We start from the raw sequence: 17,147 nt of genomic DNA, 5'->3' as shown, positions 1-17,147 counted from the left end.
TATATACCAGCATGGATCAGGTGCTCAAAGAATCGTTAACTGCATCCGCTATTCCACACGCTGTAAAAGCAATATAAAATAAAAATCGCTAGATATCGTCGGCGCCGAAGAGAATAAGGTTTAGCCTCCCTGCAGTTATTTTTCAGAAATGCCTAGGATGATTGAGCCAAGAGTTAAAAACGAGCCTTGCACAAGCAATTCGAAAAGCGCATACTTAATAGTCGAGAAAATGATTAGGAGTTCGGTATAGATGGAAAACAATGCAACAACACTTACCAAAATCACACCCCAATACGATCCGTGGGAAGCGTATATGGATATTCAGGAACATGGGAAACTGACCTTATCCAGCATCGAATTTACCACGACCTATTTATGCAATATGCGCTGTGAACATTGCGCTGTCGGCTATATGCTGGCGCATAAAGATCCGGATGCGTTGCCGATTGAGCTGCTCTTTGCGCGATTGGATGAAATTCCGCATTTGCGGACGATCAGTTTGACGGGCGGAGAGCCGATGTTTTCAAAAAAATCGGTTGCCAATTATGTATTGCCTCTATTAAAATACGCCCATGCTCGCGGAGTCCGCACCCAAATGAATTCGAATTTGACGATGCCGCTTGACCGCTATATGGAAATCGCGCCTTACTTGGATGTCCTGCACATTTCCCATAACTGGGGCACCATCGATGATTTTGTCGATGGCGGATTTGCCAATATGGAACGCAAACCTTCAAGAGAGCGGCGGGCGGAACAATTCCAGCGCATGATCGACAACAGCCGTGCGCTGGCGGAGGCAGGCGTGATGGTATCAGCAGAAACGATGCTGAACAAACGGACATTGCCTCACTTGCAGAGCATCCACAAACAAATCGTGGAAGAAATGAAATGCGCGCGCCACGAAGTGCATCCGATGTACCCAAGTGATTTCGCGAGCCAATTAGAAGTGTTATCGCTCGATGAAACGAGAAAAGCAATTCATGACTTATTAGATACCCGCGATGATAATGTCTGGATGCTATTCGGCACCTTGCCGTTTTACCCGTGCAGCCAAAACGAAGAAGATACAAAATTGCTGAACCGCATCCATTCTAGCAAAAATGTCACCGTCCGCAATGATCCGGATGGCCGCTCCCGGTTAAACGTCAATATTTTCACCGGCGAAGTCATCGTCACGGATTTTGGCGATACCCCTGCGATGGGCAATATCCAGACTGATTCACTGCCGGCCATGCTTGACCGCTGGCTGGAACGGCCGTTAGCCAAGACAATCGGCTGCCATTGCCCCGCAGCAAAATGCCTGGGACCAAATTTGTTAGTGAAAGATGCTTATTATCCGGACACCGATTTCACTGTCCAAAAATCTAGGATTACCGTTTAATTTAAAAAGCTCGATCTTGTTGAGATTCCAACTAGATCGAGCTTTTTATGGATTCATCTCCGGTAAACAAGACTTTACTAGGTTCAGTCAAAGATTATGTATTATTCACAGATGGTCCCTATGAGTGGCTCAATAATGAATACTTACTACATCCATTCAAAATAAAAATGCCACTAACAAATATATTTCAAAGCTATTTTTATGAGGAGTATTTTGCAAAAAACACCTGAATGTTTAATGTTTTTTAATTTTCCTTAGATTTCCCCCATCTATGATTAGCTAATTGCCTACCTGCTTCAGAAGAACCTTCCTTACGCAAAAGTGACCCATAAACATTAACTTGTCCATCTCCATACCCGTCTTCATAGCCGTCTTCATAGCCTTCTTCATAATCAATTTCAACTTCTTTACTTACTTTATTACTGTTATTAAAAAGTCTATCTAAAAGTCCCATAAAATATTCCCCTCATTTTCTTTTTTTATATTTTTCCGACATTTTATTTCTCATTTTTTCACGCATTTCTTGTCTTTTTATATCTTTTCCCTTAATTGAAATTTTTCTCTGATAATCTTTCAGATAAACTACCTTAGAATTCAAATTTTCTTTACCTCCTTTTTTTGATAGTAAGTGTATTTATATTATAGTAAATTTACCAAGAAATAGAAATAACTAATTAATTGAATTTTTTTAATTTAAGTTACTTCCTTCGCTATTCACTGAGGGGCAAACCGTAGCGCATCACACTGTTCCAAACAAGTAGAATCGGGACAGGCACACCATATGCTGATGCTTGCTCTTGAAACCAATATATATATATATTTAACGGTCGAGATAATGTGGCCGAAAAACGGCTGGCTAATATCAGCGTCTCTCCGAACTAGACCTGACTATATTGCCCTAAGAGAGTCAATCTACAATACCGTTTGAGAAATGAACGGATCTGTATCGGAAATCAGATTCAAAGAGAAATATTTCGAAGACTTTTTGAATGGTAAAGTTTCTGTGAAGCTTGAATAGATACTTTGTAAAAAACTTTCATTAGTGTTTACTTTTCTTCCAGAACCCTCAGATATTCACCTTATTTAGAACAAATATGGCTAATTAGCTTTTTTAATTATTAATGCCAAAGAAATCCACCCTATTTAACATAGGACGGATTTCTTTAACAGTTTTATTGAATAACTTGAATTGTATTTGACAAAAAGCGGCATTTCACTTTTCAAAATGGTACTATATTTTTCACCTTTTCCATGATTTTTAAAACCTTATTCCATTCAAATCAACTATTTTTTCTCTATCATCTTCCAATTAAGCTAGGTGTGTTCTTAATTGTTTTTTTAAATTCTTTTTTTAAATCTCTTACAATCGGATGAATAATGTTGCGGGCAGCAGCTGCATATGGAGAACTACTACGCATACGTCTTCTTAAATTATTATAGTGTCTGTAATAGGACTTTTTATGTCTGTGCAACTGAGTTATGTTACTTGCTTCTTTAATGCCAATAATTGCTTCGAATGCAGATACTATATCACTTTTAATATATATAATTAACTCTTTTCTGACACGGGTTAACTCTGGCCTTCCAAGTACATAAGTGTCCACTGAAGCCGAACCTTGATCTGTTATAAGCTTAATTAATCCACTAGCTAAAAATGTTAAGTGTTCGTGTGGTTTATCATAATAAGGATGTAATAATAAGGGCTGTTCATTTATCTCTTCTCCAGGAAACTTTGCTCTCTCACTTTCGCATTTAAGTGGAAAATAATTTCCCTTTCCTTTTGTTACACAAGTGCCATCTTCTAATTCATATCTCCTTAATTGGTTACAAGCTGGACATGAGGGCAGAAGATTCGAAAAATCTGCTGCCAGCCAATAATAGCCTGGATAAATTAACTCATCTCCAATTTTAATAGCTTTTTTTGGTCTATAATGTTCGATTTCCATAGATTTAATATGTACAATAAGACTTTCACAGTAAGCACATTTACCATTAAAACTTTCGCTAAACACTTTTTTTAATGAGTCGCAACGATAGGCATCAAAATTAAAATTTTTTTTTGGTTTTGGCCCTGATAGAAAATAAACCTTTGCTCTTTCAGTTTCTTTATAACCTGCACTTAAACAATTAGAAAGGTTGAGATTATTTGGTATAGCACCCTGTTTAATCTTTATCAAAAGAGGCATCCCCTTTCGTTGGGTCTAAAATATTTAACAACTTATCTTTTAATGTCGTTTCTAAATCAGAACTCATCAACCTATTGGTTCCCTCAGCAACATAATTGTCAATAGTCGAGAGAAGTATCTGTTCCCTTTTATTATTTCCTAACACCATTGATTTATTAATAACTTGACTAATATCCACTATTTCTTTCTTCTCATCCTGTGTCTTTTCCGGCTTATTTAATAGCTCGTAGTATTTCTTAAAAAGCCCATTAAAATATGTTGAATATGTGGAATAGAGGCCAAAATAATCTGCTGTCAAAATTTGATCTATCTGCATTCCTTCAATATCAGGAAGATTTTTTATCAGGTAAACTTCTCCATCGATTTTATTAATAACATTAATCTCATTACTGTTTAATCCTCTTAAGCAAAGAGGATCATGAGTAGTACATATAAATTGGATTCTAGGGAATACCCTTCTTAACTGCGTAACGATTTTCATTTTCCATTGAGGATGTAGATGAAGGTCTAGCTCATCTATTAATACAATTCCCTCCGCTTTTTCAATTTCATCCCAGTATTGCCTCATAACAATTATAATGTCACTAGCTAATGCTATCATTGATTGAAATCCATCACTTAAGTCCCTTAACGCTACTTTATTCTCATTTATATCTTTCAAAAAAATATTTTCTCTTTCTCTTACAAATTTATATTCATTGCCCAAACTCAAAAGACTTATTAATAAATCAGCCGTTTTAACAAACTCTTTCTCGGTTATTTTTCCGAAAAAGGCTTTAATATTGTTTAGTGATGCATAAGGATTGAACATATTCTCAATTTTAATAGTAAAACCTCTAGTTGCATCCTCGTTTATTTCATCGGAAAGGATACGGGTTGAACCATAAGCTAACAGCAATACTTTTACCGCCTTAATATCGGTACCATAAAAACGCTCAGAATCCTTTTTAAAATGAAGGGTCACAGGTTTAAGAGATCCGCTTAAATACAAAGATATATATCCTTCTTCTTCACCAGATTTGAGGAACTGTGAAGCTCTTAATTTTAATTCTTCTCTCTTGTCTTCTCCCATTAGCGTCAATGAAATCGCCTTAAGTATCGAGCTTTTCCCAGTTCCATTTTCCCCCAAAAGCATCAGCCAAGGTGTCTTTTCTTCTTGATATCCTGGTAAAAATATATCCAAATACTTTATGCCTTTAAAATTACTGATTTCCACTCTTTCTATAAGTCTGTTTTTAGTGTAGTAATTTAGAGTTCGTTCATTTTTAACTTGAAGGTCATATTGCTCATTTTTAGTTTGGAACTTTCGATAAGCCATTTTGGCATCTATATATGGACGATCTATTGGAGTATTCAGATCACCAATAGTAATTATATGCTTTTTCAAAAATTTTTTTGACAGCCATAGTGATTTATTGTGTTTAATATTCGCTGTACTTCTTGTTCTTCTAAAAGAGTAATTAGATTCATTTTTTAGGGCTGATTCACGTCCAGTTCTCGCACCTTTGATTTCTAATGTATGATTGAATTTATTGTTTTTCCATTTTTTTAAAAAATATCTTTTCATTCCTGCAAATTGAGACTTATCATCTATGCTATCTATTAATTTCCCAGTAGTTATTGAAGCTCTTTTCCATTTAATATGAAATTTTAACAATTCGTCTTTTCTTCTTCTTAAAAGGTCATTCCTGTTTAAGTTGAAAGTATTAATAGTAACGTTTCCCTTTTCTGTATTGCTAAAAATCATGCCGCTAGCATCATAAAGAAAATGTTCCTCTGGTTCATCTATATAAGGATTAAGGAGTAGCATCTCTTTGTCTCGAGAAACAGGAAATCTAGCCCCCTTATTCATGTTGCAAGAGTGGCAGATACAAATTAAATTATTTGTGTTTTCAAAAATCTTTGTTGCTAACGTTTTTGGTACAAGATAATCGATGTTTAGAGCCTCTAAATTTAAAAACTTTGATTCACAATAGTTACATTTTAACTCATTTTCAATTTTAAATTTTTTTATTGCGTTCTTATCTAAGGAATTATAGTTAGAGGCTAAATTCACCAGTTTTATCATAGAAATCCCCCGTTTTTTATTTATAATATCATATTATTAACAATAATAAGAAAAAGTTTTCAAGAGAATTGTTTGTAATTTACAGAGCTTTCTTAAATATACGTTTAACACACTTGAGAACTATATTAAACCTTTTTTATTTTCCATACATCTGACGGTTTTAAAGTCTTCGAATGCTCCCCATAGTCTGTTCCATCAATTATTAATTCCATGGGAATTGAAAATGCTTCGCCAACCAATAATGCTGATCCAGTTTTTAAATATGAAATTCTTCTGAGTTGTGATTCGTTAATATATGGAATGCTTTTTCTCATTTGCTCAATATCAATATTGTTTCTAATCCTATGTAGAATATAGTTATTACATTGCGACAAAACAGTTCTAGAGAGTTCACTTGGACGTTGGCTGACTAAAATCATAAACATCCCAAACTTTCTGCCTTCCTTCGCAATTTGTTCAAAGATTTTTAGAGAGCGTATATTCTCTTTATCACTGTCATTAATATACTTATGTGCCTCGTCAAAAATAAAATGAATTAACTCATGTGGGGAACCATTAGTTTTTCTTGAAGCTTTTTGTTGATTGTAAAAAAACCGCAATATATAACCTGTGAAAAACAAAAGATCTGCATCTTCAATACCAGAAAATTTAATAAGAGTAAAACCTCTTTGTAATTCCAAGCCTTCTTTAAACTTTTTTCTTTTTTCAGGATTACTATCAAACATGCTATTGCTATAACTAGATATAAGATTCTCTATTCTACTGACAAGTGTAGAACAATAAGATCGAGCTTGTGAATTACCTTTCATTTCTTCAAATAGAAAAACAATATTTATGCCTGTCATTAAAGTTTTTAAATCAGAAACAGCACATTTAGCTGACTCCATTAGTATTTCAATTTTAATTTTACACTCATGATATCTCCAACCAGACTCTTTAAAGATGTAAGATTCCAAAGTACTCTTGAATTGCTCTTCATTCGGGTTAGTAAAATTCCCAAAATGCGTATATTTTTTAAGAATTTCTTGGATTTCCTCACTATTGATGCCACTTAATAGACCAATTATTTTTGTTCTTTTTGCTACAGCATCAGTTTGAACATTATTGTATAGTTCTAACGCACAAAAAGCTTGAATCCATTCAATTCTTACTTGATGGCTTTCTAATAAGTTTGCCATTCTTAACCCTTGCATTAATATTGGTAATTGAGCAGCAGAAGACGGTTGCACTAAATTAATCCAATCATCAATTTTTAAAGTTTCTAAAGGAATCGAAATTTCTTCGAGTTCGATTCTATTAACATGTTCTTTTGGCAAGCCCTCATATTCATCGTGTACATCAAAAATTATGAAATTTACTTTATCCATATCTATTTCGTTTCTATCAAATAAATGTACAATTTCATGAAGTAATTTTCTAGCAGTAGTAGATTTACCAGACCCAGTATTTCCTAGTATACTCATATGATGTGACAGCATATTATCTAAAGAAAATTTGGGTAAATAATTATTGTGAGTAGCTAATGTACCTAGAGTTATAGAAATTTCTTTATTTGATAATTGTAAGATTAAATCAATATCTTCATTTAAAGTCATATAAACATCGTATCCTATCATTGGAAACTTAGATAATCCAAATTCAAACTTCTTACCTTGAATTTCTCCAATTGGAACTGCTTCAAAATATGCCTTTCCGGAAAATTTTGATTCTTCCTCTTGGTTAATATAGGGCTTTTCTTGTTCATACAAACTAACTATTTGATATATAAATTTCTCATATTTCGATTTATAAATTGTTACGAACGTATTAACGCCTTCAAACAAATATAGATCGCCTTGAAAGTTATTGTTTATTTTTGAAGTATCAGGTATTTCAATAACTATAATATTTGGAAATACCTTACTGACGACTCCGATACTATTCTGTTTCGACATTCTGTTCACCATTTCCTAAAAATTTTATGACCTTATCGAAATAATGTCCGTCGCCCTTTTGCTTTATATCTCCTCCAATAAAATGAAAGTTTTTCTTATTAGAATGTTTTTTATAGAATTTTTCCGCATTTTCTTCGTCTAGATTGCCAAAAATTATTAAAGTAAAATCTTCGTTATTTAGCGCCTGAGAAATTAACTGATTAATATGTTCATCTGGAAACCCATAACCAATAACAATTAGTGTAGAATTCTTTTTTTGCAAATTTATTGTGAATTCTCTGAAAAGTTCGGAATATGGAGATTGCTGAGTTTCTAAATGTTTATTTACTGTAGGATAAATCATGATTTCTTCATGTGAATTTTCATTAGATTGTACAATTGAATCGAGTTTATTGTGATATTTCCAGTCAATTGAACCGTGAATTTTATATAGCTTCACATACCTACGAATCGCATTCCATCTATCTTTATACCGGTTTTCAGCATCAACTAATCTCAAGTGATATACTGCCGGATCAAAAATTCTATTTACATTTCCACGAAAGCCGTTTGTATAATGGACCCCTAAATTTTCCATAGAAACTTCATTAAATAAGTCATAATTTGTAGTGAAAATATTTATAGGGTTAAGTTTTTTATATTCGCGTTGTAAAAATATAATATTGTAAAAATCTTGATAGTTCTTAATGGCCATAAGAGTATATTTTTCAGTACCAGTTATGTAGTCTGTAGGCATAGATTCAATTAATGCATGCTTAGTTTTATCAAAAGCATCTTGAAATTTCGCACCGTTCTCTGTTTTCTCCCCGTTAAATGTAATAGCATTTTTTAACCAATTAAGATAACCCTCGATATCCTTACTTTCCCCACCAAATTCACCTAACACTTCTCCATTTAATTCTTCTTTAATTTTTTCGAATGTGCCTCCCATTAAGGGAACTGCAGGTAAGGAGCAACCAGAACCTAAAAAGAAATGTAAATTTTCACTATTGCATTCTTTTTTAATAAAATATGATATTTTTTCTTTTTGCTCTTTAATAGATAGACCTGAAATTTTATCATTATTTAATCGGTAATGATAAAAGTTTGGTGAATGTGCTTTTTCTTTCATAAAAACTTCCCCCTATTCAATCTGTAATAATAAAACATGTTGATTTAACGTAGATATTCAACTCTGAAATCTAATACTTTTAATATTCTAGAAAATATGCTCTCTACTGATTTGCTTCGCTTCAACTATTTCCTTATCTCTTTTATAAACTTAAAAGACGATTTCTTAACTTCTCATTACTAACATAGATATAAAGCCCTTTAATCCCTCTCTTCATCAACACATTAATTGAATTCAATATGATTTGTTCTTTCGCTTTTTCAATATCAACAATGCCATCTTTCCCTCTGAAAGCTTCGGTGTCGCTATACTTTTCAGTAATAATCTTCAAACAATCATTATAGTCATCGTAGGTAACTGATGGACCTAATATCACTCCAACATAATTCAAATCGAAGCCTTGAATCGTATAGATGGATCCCGCTTCTTTAATTGTCTCCGGCTTTTCTGCCCAGGTGTTTCTGGCATCGGTTGAATTCCATGGGATTTCAAGACTATCTTCTCTAATGTAATATTGCTCGCCATCTTTTTTATGTTCATAATCGAATGTAGAAACCACTCTAGAGAGGCCGTGTTCTTCATTCTTTTCCACTATGGCATCATGCATTTCCTTTGCAGAGTCGAATATTTGAAAATCATACAGCTCATCTTTGGGTAACTTCAGAATCCGCTTCTCTACAAAATTATCGATCCAGTCGATCACTTCGTCCCCAGCATTCATGCGGAACTGTTCTCTTAAAACATAGGGTTCTTCTCTTTGATAGCCTGACACTATTTTCTTTAGCCTCTCTTTGTCCCAATAGCTTTTCAGTTTTAAGACCTGTTTTTCATCGTAGACAACGATGACGACTTTGCTGTGCTTGATGATTTCTTCCAATTGATTGTCTTCGTTAAATCCATTGAAAGCATCAGCTCTGCTCAGCAATAAATGCGCTTCGTCGACTAGAACAATTTCCGCTTTTTCTGCAGATTTCTTTTGTTTATTAATGAAACTTGTGGGCTTATCGAAGTTATTCTTTTTAAGAAACTTCACATTGGCAGCGATGTTTTTATACGTTTTCAGCATTTCCGAATGATTGACGAGCAAATAATTCTTTGTACCATGGATGTTAGAACTTTTATCAGCCGCCCGTTCCTGGATGCTATTAAAAACGGAACTCAGAACCACACTCTTCCCAACTCCCGCTTCGCCTTTAACCATGAATACGAAAGTTTCATCGTCATTGATGTGCTCTTCACACACTTCCAGGATTTTTGTTTTAAGCTCTAGTTGTGTCATCGTCAGCTCTTTGAAAGGAGAAAGTTTAAATATATCCCTGTTTTCAATTACGTGAGCAGGATTATTTACCATCTTTCTTTTCAATAGTTCTTTCCATATATCATTAAATATCTCTTTATCGTAGAATTCCTTGTTATGGTAGTTGTGCGTTACGCTTTGCACAGTCTGGCTCTTGTTCTGCAGCTTGTAGCGATTATCGCCTAAGAAATAATTGATGAGTTTGGTTTCGATATTGTATGTAGCCGACCGGTGAAATTCTTCATGAATGATGAGAGTCATTTTTTCTAATTTCTTTCGCTCGATATTATTTAAGTGAGACTTCATCCGATTTTTAAAGGACACAGTTTCTCCGATATATACCGTAGTATTATTGTTCAGAAAATAAACCACTGGATAGTCAAAATAAGTATCGTTTTTGATACTTTCCAAAGTAGATTTATTAAAGTCCCAGGTTTTTAGTTCGGTCATTCCCATAAATATTCAGCCTCTCTAAATCTAGAAAAATCAATAGTTTGAATAAAATATATAAATCAAGCGCTTACAGCTTTGTATAAAATGTCGATTCAAAATACAGCTGAATTACTAATGGCTTAATATTAGCATTATTTAAAAGCCAATTGTCTACTTTTGGAAAAATTTACTGATTATTATTATGTATTCGGTAAAACCACTAAATTCCTCAATTTGAACATGGAGCTTCAGAAAAAATTATAACTTTAGATTAAATCTCAAGGGAAAATCCATTTTCCATAAATAAAACCTGGAGCAGCATACGTTTTGCTGCTTCCAGGTTTTATTAATTACTTTAGATTTCTTTCAGCAAGCCCCTTGTACTGACAATCTTCTAATTTCTGTACTTATAATGGTATATTTATAAAAAGAAAGCATAAATAAGGCTTTAGATGTTATAACCTCTTGGCGTGTTAGATTATGGAATAACAAACTATTAATAAAGGAATGAGACGATGGAAGTGCCTATGGATTTAGACCAAGCAACTTTTCATGTAGAGAAAACGAAATCACTGAAACTAAAAGAATTGATTTTTAAGATTAAACCTGACATTAAAGAACAAAAAAGATTGTTTAGAACATCATTATATAAATTAACAATTGTCGCAGAAGTAAATAATAAAGGGTATGAATTTGCTGGTTATGATCTCAACGACAAGTTAATTTTACAACTGGAAAAAGACCCTTCAAGATTTTTAGTTGGAGCAGATCCACCCTTTTTATGTGGAACTAACTGGCCGGCTAGTGGAATATCTGAAGTTGTAGAGGCAAACAATATACCTTTGGATTCCCTGATTATAACAGATGGAAGTAATGTCATTGCGACAATCTATAATGATGAGATACCTATATTGAGCAACTGGCTTAAGAATTTGATCAATTAAAATAGTAGTGGTTTAAAGAAAACATTAATGCCAAAACCATCAATTGAATGATTATTAGCCTTACTAAAATAAAAACAGAAAGCGGCGGCTTTCTGTTTTTATTTGTTTTTATTCAATTCAGGTAGACCCCGTCCCACGAGATTCGCAGACACCGGCTCTCTCCCCAATTCCCTCGACCACACCGATAATTGTCCGATATGATGGATTTCATGCGCGATGACGTGCCGCATCACTTCTCCCCACTGATCGATGTCGATGGTTCCGTCTCGTCCTGGCGTCTTAAGTAGGCGGTGTTCCATGCTGTCATCCCAGTTCGCCACAAAGTGTTCGACTTCCGGCCGGAACTGCGCATCAAGCTTGCGCACCTTTTCCAGGCTGTTGTATTCCTCGAAGTCTTCCTGGAAATCGTCTTTTCCTTCCAGTAAACGAATCCAGCTCCATTCCACATCCGCTATGTGGAAAAGCGTTTTAAGGATGCTGCCTTGGCCACCGGTGCGTTTCTTCAACAGCTCTTCTTCACTGATTTCCTCGCACCACTGGTACCATTCTTCCCGGACCATCCAGTTATAATGGAAAAACATTTTCATAACTGACCTCCTAATGGCTCCCTTTGCTTAATGTTTTATTCTTATGACTGTTCTTTCAGCAATTCGATCAAGCGAATGACTTCCTCGTCTTTCCCTACATCAATCGGTACGAGCTCTGTATTATCGATAATCTCCGTATAGAACTCTTCCCCCGCCGGATACTCGCCGTCCCAGCGCAGCGGCACATTGTAGACGTTAATCGTGCCGTCGCCGTTTCCGCTATACGTGACAGAGCCATCGACTAAACGGGAACCGGCCAATTGGATAACATCCTCCGGATAAACGCCGCTTGTTTCATCATCGGGATTGAGCGGAGTATCCGCCGGGATGCGTTCTACATACAAACCGTCGATGTCCTGGTTCGGCCCGAGCTGCAGCCAGACTCTGGCGTATTCGATCTGCTCGCTCGTATACTCGGACAAGGCATCTTCGTCTTGCTGGTTCCCTGCATTTTCAGAAGTGCTGTCCGGTTCAGTTGATACGGTTTCTTCTGGCGTGACTTCGTTTTCCTTTTCCATATCCGATTCCTTCCCTTCATCTTTTGATGTGTTTTCTACTGTTTCAGTTGTATCTTTTTCTGTAGTTTCGATTGCTGGACTGTCTTTTGAAGCATCTGGTACAGCTTCTTCATTCGCATTCCCGCAGCCTGCCATCAGCAACATCACCGCACTCATCCAAAAGATCTTCGTGACCGCCTTCATTCCTCCCACCTTTCCTTTCTTCTGCGTCTTCGACTCTAAGTATTCAACTACTGGTAGTTGAACATTGGATTTTTCATGCCGTTTCTCTATCGATCAGGTATAGCCACAAATTCGCTAGAGGCAGAGTTTTTTCCTGCTAAAACTTGGCTGCTATAAATAAAAAAGATTGAACGGAATCGCTCCGCTCAATCTTTTGCTTCTATATAGTTGTTCTCTTTCAAACTCTTCTTTGATGATCAATCCTATGTGTCAGAAAGCCCGATGCCGCTCCACTCGCTGACATTGCACTGGCCTTCATCGTTCCGGCCAGCCGCGACCACGGTACCGTCTGCTTTCAAACCAAGCGTATGGGCGTAGCCCGCTGAAACCGCAACGATATCGTGCCAATCGTTCACGTCACACTGCCCTTGATTGTTCCGGCCGACAGCGACGACTGAGCCATCCGACTTCAACCCGACTGTATGATTGCTTCCAGCGGCGATTGCTACAATACCCTTCCAGCCACTTACTTCGCATTGGCCGTCTTTATTCGAACCCATTGCCACCACCGTGCCGTTCCTTTTCAGTCCGACCGTATGCAGGTAACCTGCTGCGACTCCCAACAAGTCGTGCCAATCGCTGAGATTGCGCTGGCCGTAGCGGTTATTCCCCACACCGACTGCCGTTCCGTCCCTTTTCAACCCGATTGTGTGCCAATCGCCGGCTGAGGTCGCCACAATGTCTTCCCAGTCTCCCACATTGCACTGGCCTTCGTTGTTTTGGCCGACTGCCAAGACGGTCCCGTCCGTTTTGATTGCGACGGTGCGGCGCCAGCCTGCTGCAATCGATACGATTTCATTCCATTCATCCACTTTGCATTGGCCGTATTTATTCCAGCCAGCGGCTACTACCGTGCCGTCCTTTTTCAACCCGACCGTGTGCGAACTGCCGATATGCGCGCTGCCGGCTTCAATGGCTATGATGTCACGCCAATCGCTGATATCGCATTGGCCATCTTTATTGTCCCCGGTTGCAAGTACAGTCCCGTCCGTTTGAAGCGCCACCGAATGGCGGTAGCCGGCAGCAATAACCTTCCATTCTTTTCTCTTCATCCTTGCTGACCTCCTGAAACTGGATTCAGTCAAACCTTAACGAGCAATGCCAAATAGACGGCCATCGCCTGGTGGAATTTCCGGATGTCGATGCCGGTGTTTTCGGTGAAGCGGTCGAGCCGGTATTGCAGAGAGTTGCGGTGCAGGTGGAGCGCTTTGGCAGTTTCGGAGACGTTCAAATTGTATTTCGTGAACACTTCGATCATCCGCAAGGTTTCTTCGTCATCGTCATAATTCTGCAGGATCATTTCCCGGATGCTGCGGTAGTGGTCCGCATTCGCTTGGTCGATCAATAAATACGGCACGGCATCGCTGAGATTCGCGACTGCTTTATTGGACTCGGCAAAAACGGCTTTCGCCGCCGTCAGCATAAACGCATGGTACTGGCTGACCCGCTCCATCCCGGTTCGGAAAGGGCCGACCAGGAAATGGATCTTGATGTACAAATCGCTCATCAAAATATTGATGATGTCTTCGTAGGAAATGCTGTCGCTGCCGATGCTTTCGTGTTCAATCAGAATTCCTTCGTGGCCATTTTCCCATAGAATCGGAACGTTTCCCGGAAACAGTTCAGCGAGCGCATCTTTGAATAATTCCGGGCTGATCTGGTTTTCTTTGATGGAGAAATAGACAAAGCGGTAAGTCCCTTCCGTTTCCACCAAATCTGCACCGTCCGAGTCAATCGCGTTTCGCCATTTCTGTTCTTCTGGCGTCAGGACAGGAACATCGCTGCGGTAAGGCGTCATGAACGCCTCGAGCACCGACAGGTCTTTCGGGCTTAGTTCGCTTTTTTCGATGCCGATGATTTCACCGGCTTCTGTTCTGAACCAGTTGTAGCTATCGTCCAAGCCTTGGCTCTCTTCTTGATAGACGACCAAGGAAGGGTAAATTTTTTTCAAGTTGTCGATCATCCCACCACTTCTTTCTTCGAAGATAGACGCTTTCTTTATTTCAGTTCAAAAAGATCGACCAGCAGCAAGGTGATGGCGCCGATCAATGTGGCATCGTCTCCGAGTTTTGTGACTTCGACTTGAGTTTTACTTGCAGAAGGCGTCAGTGCGGACGCTTGAATCGTTTCGCGGATTGCCGGCAAGATGAATTGCTCGGCTTTTGAGACGCCGCCGCCCAGGACGATTTTTTCCGGGTTGACGATGTGGATCAAGTTGGTCAGCCCCACGCCCATCGCTTGTCCGGATTCTTTCAGGATGTCCGCAAACTGTCTGTTGCCGCCGACTGCCAGTTTGTAGACGGTTTCGGCAGTCAGTGGATTCGCTGCCCCTCTATTGGTCACTTTCCGGGCGATGGCCGGGCCTGTGACAAAGGTTTGCAGGCAGCCCCGGTTGCCGCATTCGCAAATTTCACCGTGCAGATCGATCGTCATATGGCCGATTTCCCCCGCGATATCTGAAAAGCCGTGGTACAGTTTCCCGTCGATGATGAGGCCCGCTCCGACGCCTCTGCCCACATTCACTGCCAGCATGCTTTCCAGTTCGCCGTGGTTGCCGAACCAGTATTCGCCGAGTGCCATGGCGCGTGCATCGTTTTCCACTTTCACTTCCAGGCCAAATGCCTGTTCCAGTTCTTCTTTGATCGGGATATTGGCGAGACCAAGAATTGGCGCATTCAGCGAAACGCCGCGTTCGACATCCACCACGCCGTGCATCGCGACGCCGATGCCGATGATGTTTTCTTCTCTACCTGAAGTCCCGTCGAGGCACTCCGCAATGCCGCGCTTCAAGGCGGCGAGAAACTGCTCGCTGTTGATGGGGAGCTCAAGCTTCGTCTGCGACCGTTTCAGGACTTTCCCTGCCAGGTCCGCTACGATGCATTCGATGTGTTCTGGGCCTGCGTCCACACCGATGATCGTGAATGCCTGGTCGTTGATGACGAGCATCGTCGGCTTCCGTCCGCCGAGCGATTCGCCGAAATCACTTTCTTCGACGATTTTCTGGTCGATCAGCTCTTTGACGTTGCTGCTGACGGTCGGCGGCGTCAATTTCGTTTCCCGTGCAATCTGGGCGCGCGAGATCGGTCCGTCTTTTCTGATTTTGTTGAGGATGATCGATTTGTTCATCGACTTCATCCATTGAAAGCTGCCTTGGCGCATGTCTATCCCTCCGGTTGGTTCATACAACTAAATTGTAAGAGTTTTCATTCTTATTATTGAATAGTTTACCAAATTCCTTTATACTCATGTTAATTAAATTAATTTATTAAGTATTGGGGTGGAAGACAATGATTCAACAGCACGTGGCTCAGACATTTAAAGACGTTTTCAAAACGGCGGAGAAACCGCGCTTCTTCTTTGCACCGGGGCGCATCAACTTGATCGGCGAACACACCGACTACAACGGCGGCCATGTGTTTCCGGCAGCGATTTCGTTCGGTACATATGCGGTTGCCCAAAAACGCCCGGACCAGCAATTGCGGTTCTATTCGATGAATTTTCCGGAAGAAGGAATCATCGAATGTGATTTGGGTGACCTGTCCTATAACCCGGACCACGGCTGGGCGAACTTTCCGAAAGGGATGATCCAGCAGTTTACCGGCAACGAATTTCCCATTTCTTCCGGCATGGACATCCTGTTTTACGGCAACATCCCGAATGGTGCCGGCCTCTCTTCTTCCGCTTCCATTGAAATGGCGACCGGCGTGGTGCTCGAAGGCTTGTTCGATTTAACGATCGACCGCCTGCAGATGATCCAGCTTGGGCAACGGGTGGAAAACGATTATATCGGCGTCAACAGTGGCATCATGGATCAGTTCGCCATCGGCAAAGGGAAAAAAGATGCGGCGATTTTATTGGATTGCCAGACCTTGAAGTACAGCTACGCGCCGGTTAAATTAAATGACCACGAGATTGTCATCATTAACTCCAACAAGCAGCGGACACTTGCCGGCTCGAAGTACAACGAACGCCGCAGCGAATGCGAACAGGCGCTGGGAGACCTGCGTGCGGAACTGCCCGTCACGAGCCTCGGCGAACTGACGAACGAGAAATTTGAGCAGTTCCAGCACCTGATTGGCAGCGACACGAACCGCAGACGGGCGAAGCACGCCGTCTCCGAAAACGAACGGACGCTGCTCGCGCTCGATGAACTGGAAAAAGGCAACCTGGAGCGCTTCGGCGAATTGATGAACGCCTCCCATCTGTCTCTCCGGGACGACTACGAAGTGACGGGTGCTGAGCTCGACCACATTGCCGAAACGGCCTGGGCGCATCCCGGCGTTATCGGCGCACGGATGACCGGTGCGGGATTCGGCGGATGTGCGATTGCCATCGTCGAACAGGAACAAGTGAAGAGTTTGAAAGAAACAATAACGGAAAGCTATACCGAAGCGTTCGGCTACGCCCCTTCTTTTTATGAGGCGCAAATTTCGGATGGCGCCAAAGAACTTGTAGAGGAGTTTTGAC

General features: G+C 39.6%; 15 protein-coding genes. 3 read left to right on the top strand and 12 right to left on the bottom strand.

The genetic code is table 11. The features are described from left to right. Nucleotides 1-250 precede the first annotated feature (250 nt). A complete protein-coding gene (yfkAB, locus tag QWY22_RS03665; protein ID WP_300983113.1) occupies nucleotides 251-1,381 on the top strand; it encodes a radical SAM/CxCxxxxC motif protein YfkAB in 1,131 nt (376 codons plus the stop codon). 244 nt (nucleotides 1,382-1,625) lie between these two features. Here the strand turns inward: yfkAB and QWY22_RS03660 are convergent, their stop codons facing one another. The 7 genes from QWY22_RS03660 to QWY22_RS03630 all read right to left on the bottom strand — a co-directional run bounded on the left by QWY22_RS03660 (nucleotide 1,626) and on the right by QWY22_RS03630 (nucleotide 10,427). Then, nucleotides 1,626-1,835 carry a hypothetical protein gene (locus QWY22_RS03660; RefSeq protein ID WP_300983112.1) on the bottom strand — a complete coding sequence of 70 codons (210 nt, stop codon included), beginning with the start codon at nucleotides 1,833-1,835 and terminating at the stop codon, nucleotides 1,626-1,628. Between the two features lie 12 nt (nucleotides 1,836-1,847). Beyond that, entirely contained in the window at nucleotides 1,848-1,979 is a 132-nt protein-coding gene (locus QWY22_RS03655; RefSeq protein WP_300983111.1) for a hypothetical protein, read from the bottom strand. Between the two features lie 700 nt (nucleotides 1,980-2,679). After that, a complete protein-coding gene (locus QWY22_RS03650; RefSeq protein ID WP_300983110.1) occupies nucleotides 2,680-3,558 on the bottom strand; it encodes an HNH endonuclease family protein in 879 nt (292 codons plus the stop codon). Then, on the bottom strand, nucleotides 3,545-5,635 hold the full coding sequence (locus QWY22_RS03645) for an AAA family ATPase (RefSeq protein ID WP_300983109.1): 2,091 nt from the start codon (nucleotides 5,633-5,635) through the stop codon (nucleotides 3,545-3,547). Before QWY22_RS03645 ends, QWY22_RS03650 begins: the two co-directional genes overlap by 14 nt. Nucleotides 5,636-5,760: 125 nt before the next feature. Further along, entirely contained in the window at nucleotides 5,761-7,569 is a 1,809-nt protein-coding gene (locus QWY22_RS03640) for an ATP-binding protein (protein WP_300983107.1), read from the bottom strand. Beyond that, nucleotides 7,553-8,680 carry an SIR2 family protein gene (locus QWY22_RS03635; RefSeq protein ID WP_300983106.1) on the bottom strand — a complete coding sequence of 376 codons (1,128 nt, stop codon included), beginning with the start codon at nucleotides 8,678-8,680 and terminating at the stop codon, nucleotides 7,553-7,555. The genes QWY22_RS03640 and QWY22_RS03635 overlap by 17 nt, the downstream gene beginning before the upstream one ends. 142 nt (nucleotides 8,681-8,822) lie before the next feature. After that, nucleotides 8,823-10,427 (bottom strand): DUF2075 domain-containing protein, encoded by a 1,605-nt coding sequence (locus QWY22_RS03630; protein WP_436836780.1) that lies wholly within the window; start codon nucleotides 10,425-10,427, stop codon nucleotides 8,823-8,825. A 497-nt stretch (nucleotides 10,428-10,924) separates the two neighbouring features. Between QWY22_RS03630 and QWY22_RS03625 the strand changes: the two genes are divergently transcribed. Beyond that, nucleotides 10,925-11,353, top strand: a complete 429-nt coding sequence (locus tag QWY22_RS03625) for a hypothetical protein (RefSeq protein ID WP_300983104.1) — start codon at nucleotides 10,925-10,927, stop codon at nucleotides 11,351-11,353. Between the two features lie 98 nt (nucleotides 11,354-11,451). On the opposite strand, the gene QWY22_RS03620 is transcribed toward QWY22_RS03625, so the two are convergent. The 5 genes from QWY22_RS03620 to QWY22_RS03600 form a co-directional block, all read right to left on the bottom strand. Next, nucleotides 11,452-11,940, bottom strand: coding sequence for a DinB family protein (locus QWY22_RS03620; RefSeq protein WP_300983103.1), 489 nt, complete (start codon nucleotides 11,938-11,940; stop codon nucleotides 11,452-11,454). 41 nt (nucleotides 11,941-11,981) lie between these two features. After that, a complete protein-coding gene (locus tag QWY22_RS03615; protein ID WP_300984317.1) occupies nucleotides 11,982-12,641 on the bottom strand; it encodes a YdeJ family lipoprotein in 660 nt (219 codons plus the stop codon). A 242-nt stretch (nucleotides 12,642-12,883) separates the two neighbouring features. After that, nucleotides 12,884-13,732, bottom strand: coding sequence for an RCC1 domain-containing protein (locus QWY22_RS03610; RefSeq protein WP_300983102.1), 849 nt, complete (start codon nucleotides 13,730-13,732; stop codon nucleotides 12,884-12,886). 29 nt (nucleotides 13,733-13,761) lie between these two features. Beyond that, nucleotides 13,762-14,631, bottom strand: coding sequence for a PucR family transcriptional regulator (locus tag QWY22_RS03605; protein WP_300983101.1), 870 nt, complete (start codon nucleotides 14,629-14,631; stop codon nucleotides 13,762-13,764). Nucleotides 14,632-14,678: 47 nt separating this feature from the next. After that, nucleotides 14,679-15,839, bottom strand: a complete 1,161-nt coding sequence (locus QWY22_RS03600) for an ROK family transcriptional regulator (RefSeq protein WP_300983100.1) — start codon at nucleotides 15,837-15,839, stop codon at nucleotides 14,679-14,681. Nucleotides 15,840-15,967: 128 nt separating this feature from the next. Between QWY22_RS03600 and QWY22_RS03595 the strand changes: the two genes are divergently transcribed. After that, nucleotides 15,968-17,146 (top strand): galactokinase, encoded by a 1,179-nt coding sequence (locus QWY22_RS03595; protein WP_300983099.1) that lies wholly within the window; start codon nucleotides 15,968-15,970, stop codon nucleotides 17,144-17,146. Nucleotide 17,147: the final 1 nt, after the last annotated feature.

This window comes from Planococcus liqunii (assembly GCF_030413595.1).
Taxonomy (GTDB): Bacteria; Bacillota; Bacilli; order Bacillales_A; family Planococcaceae; genus Planococcus; species Planococcus liqunii.
The sequence above is the reverse complement of the archived record's forward strand: the minus strand, read 5'-3'. Positions and strand labels throughout refer to the sequence as shown.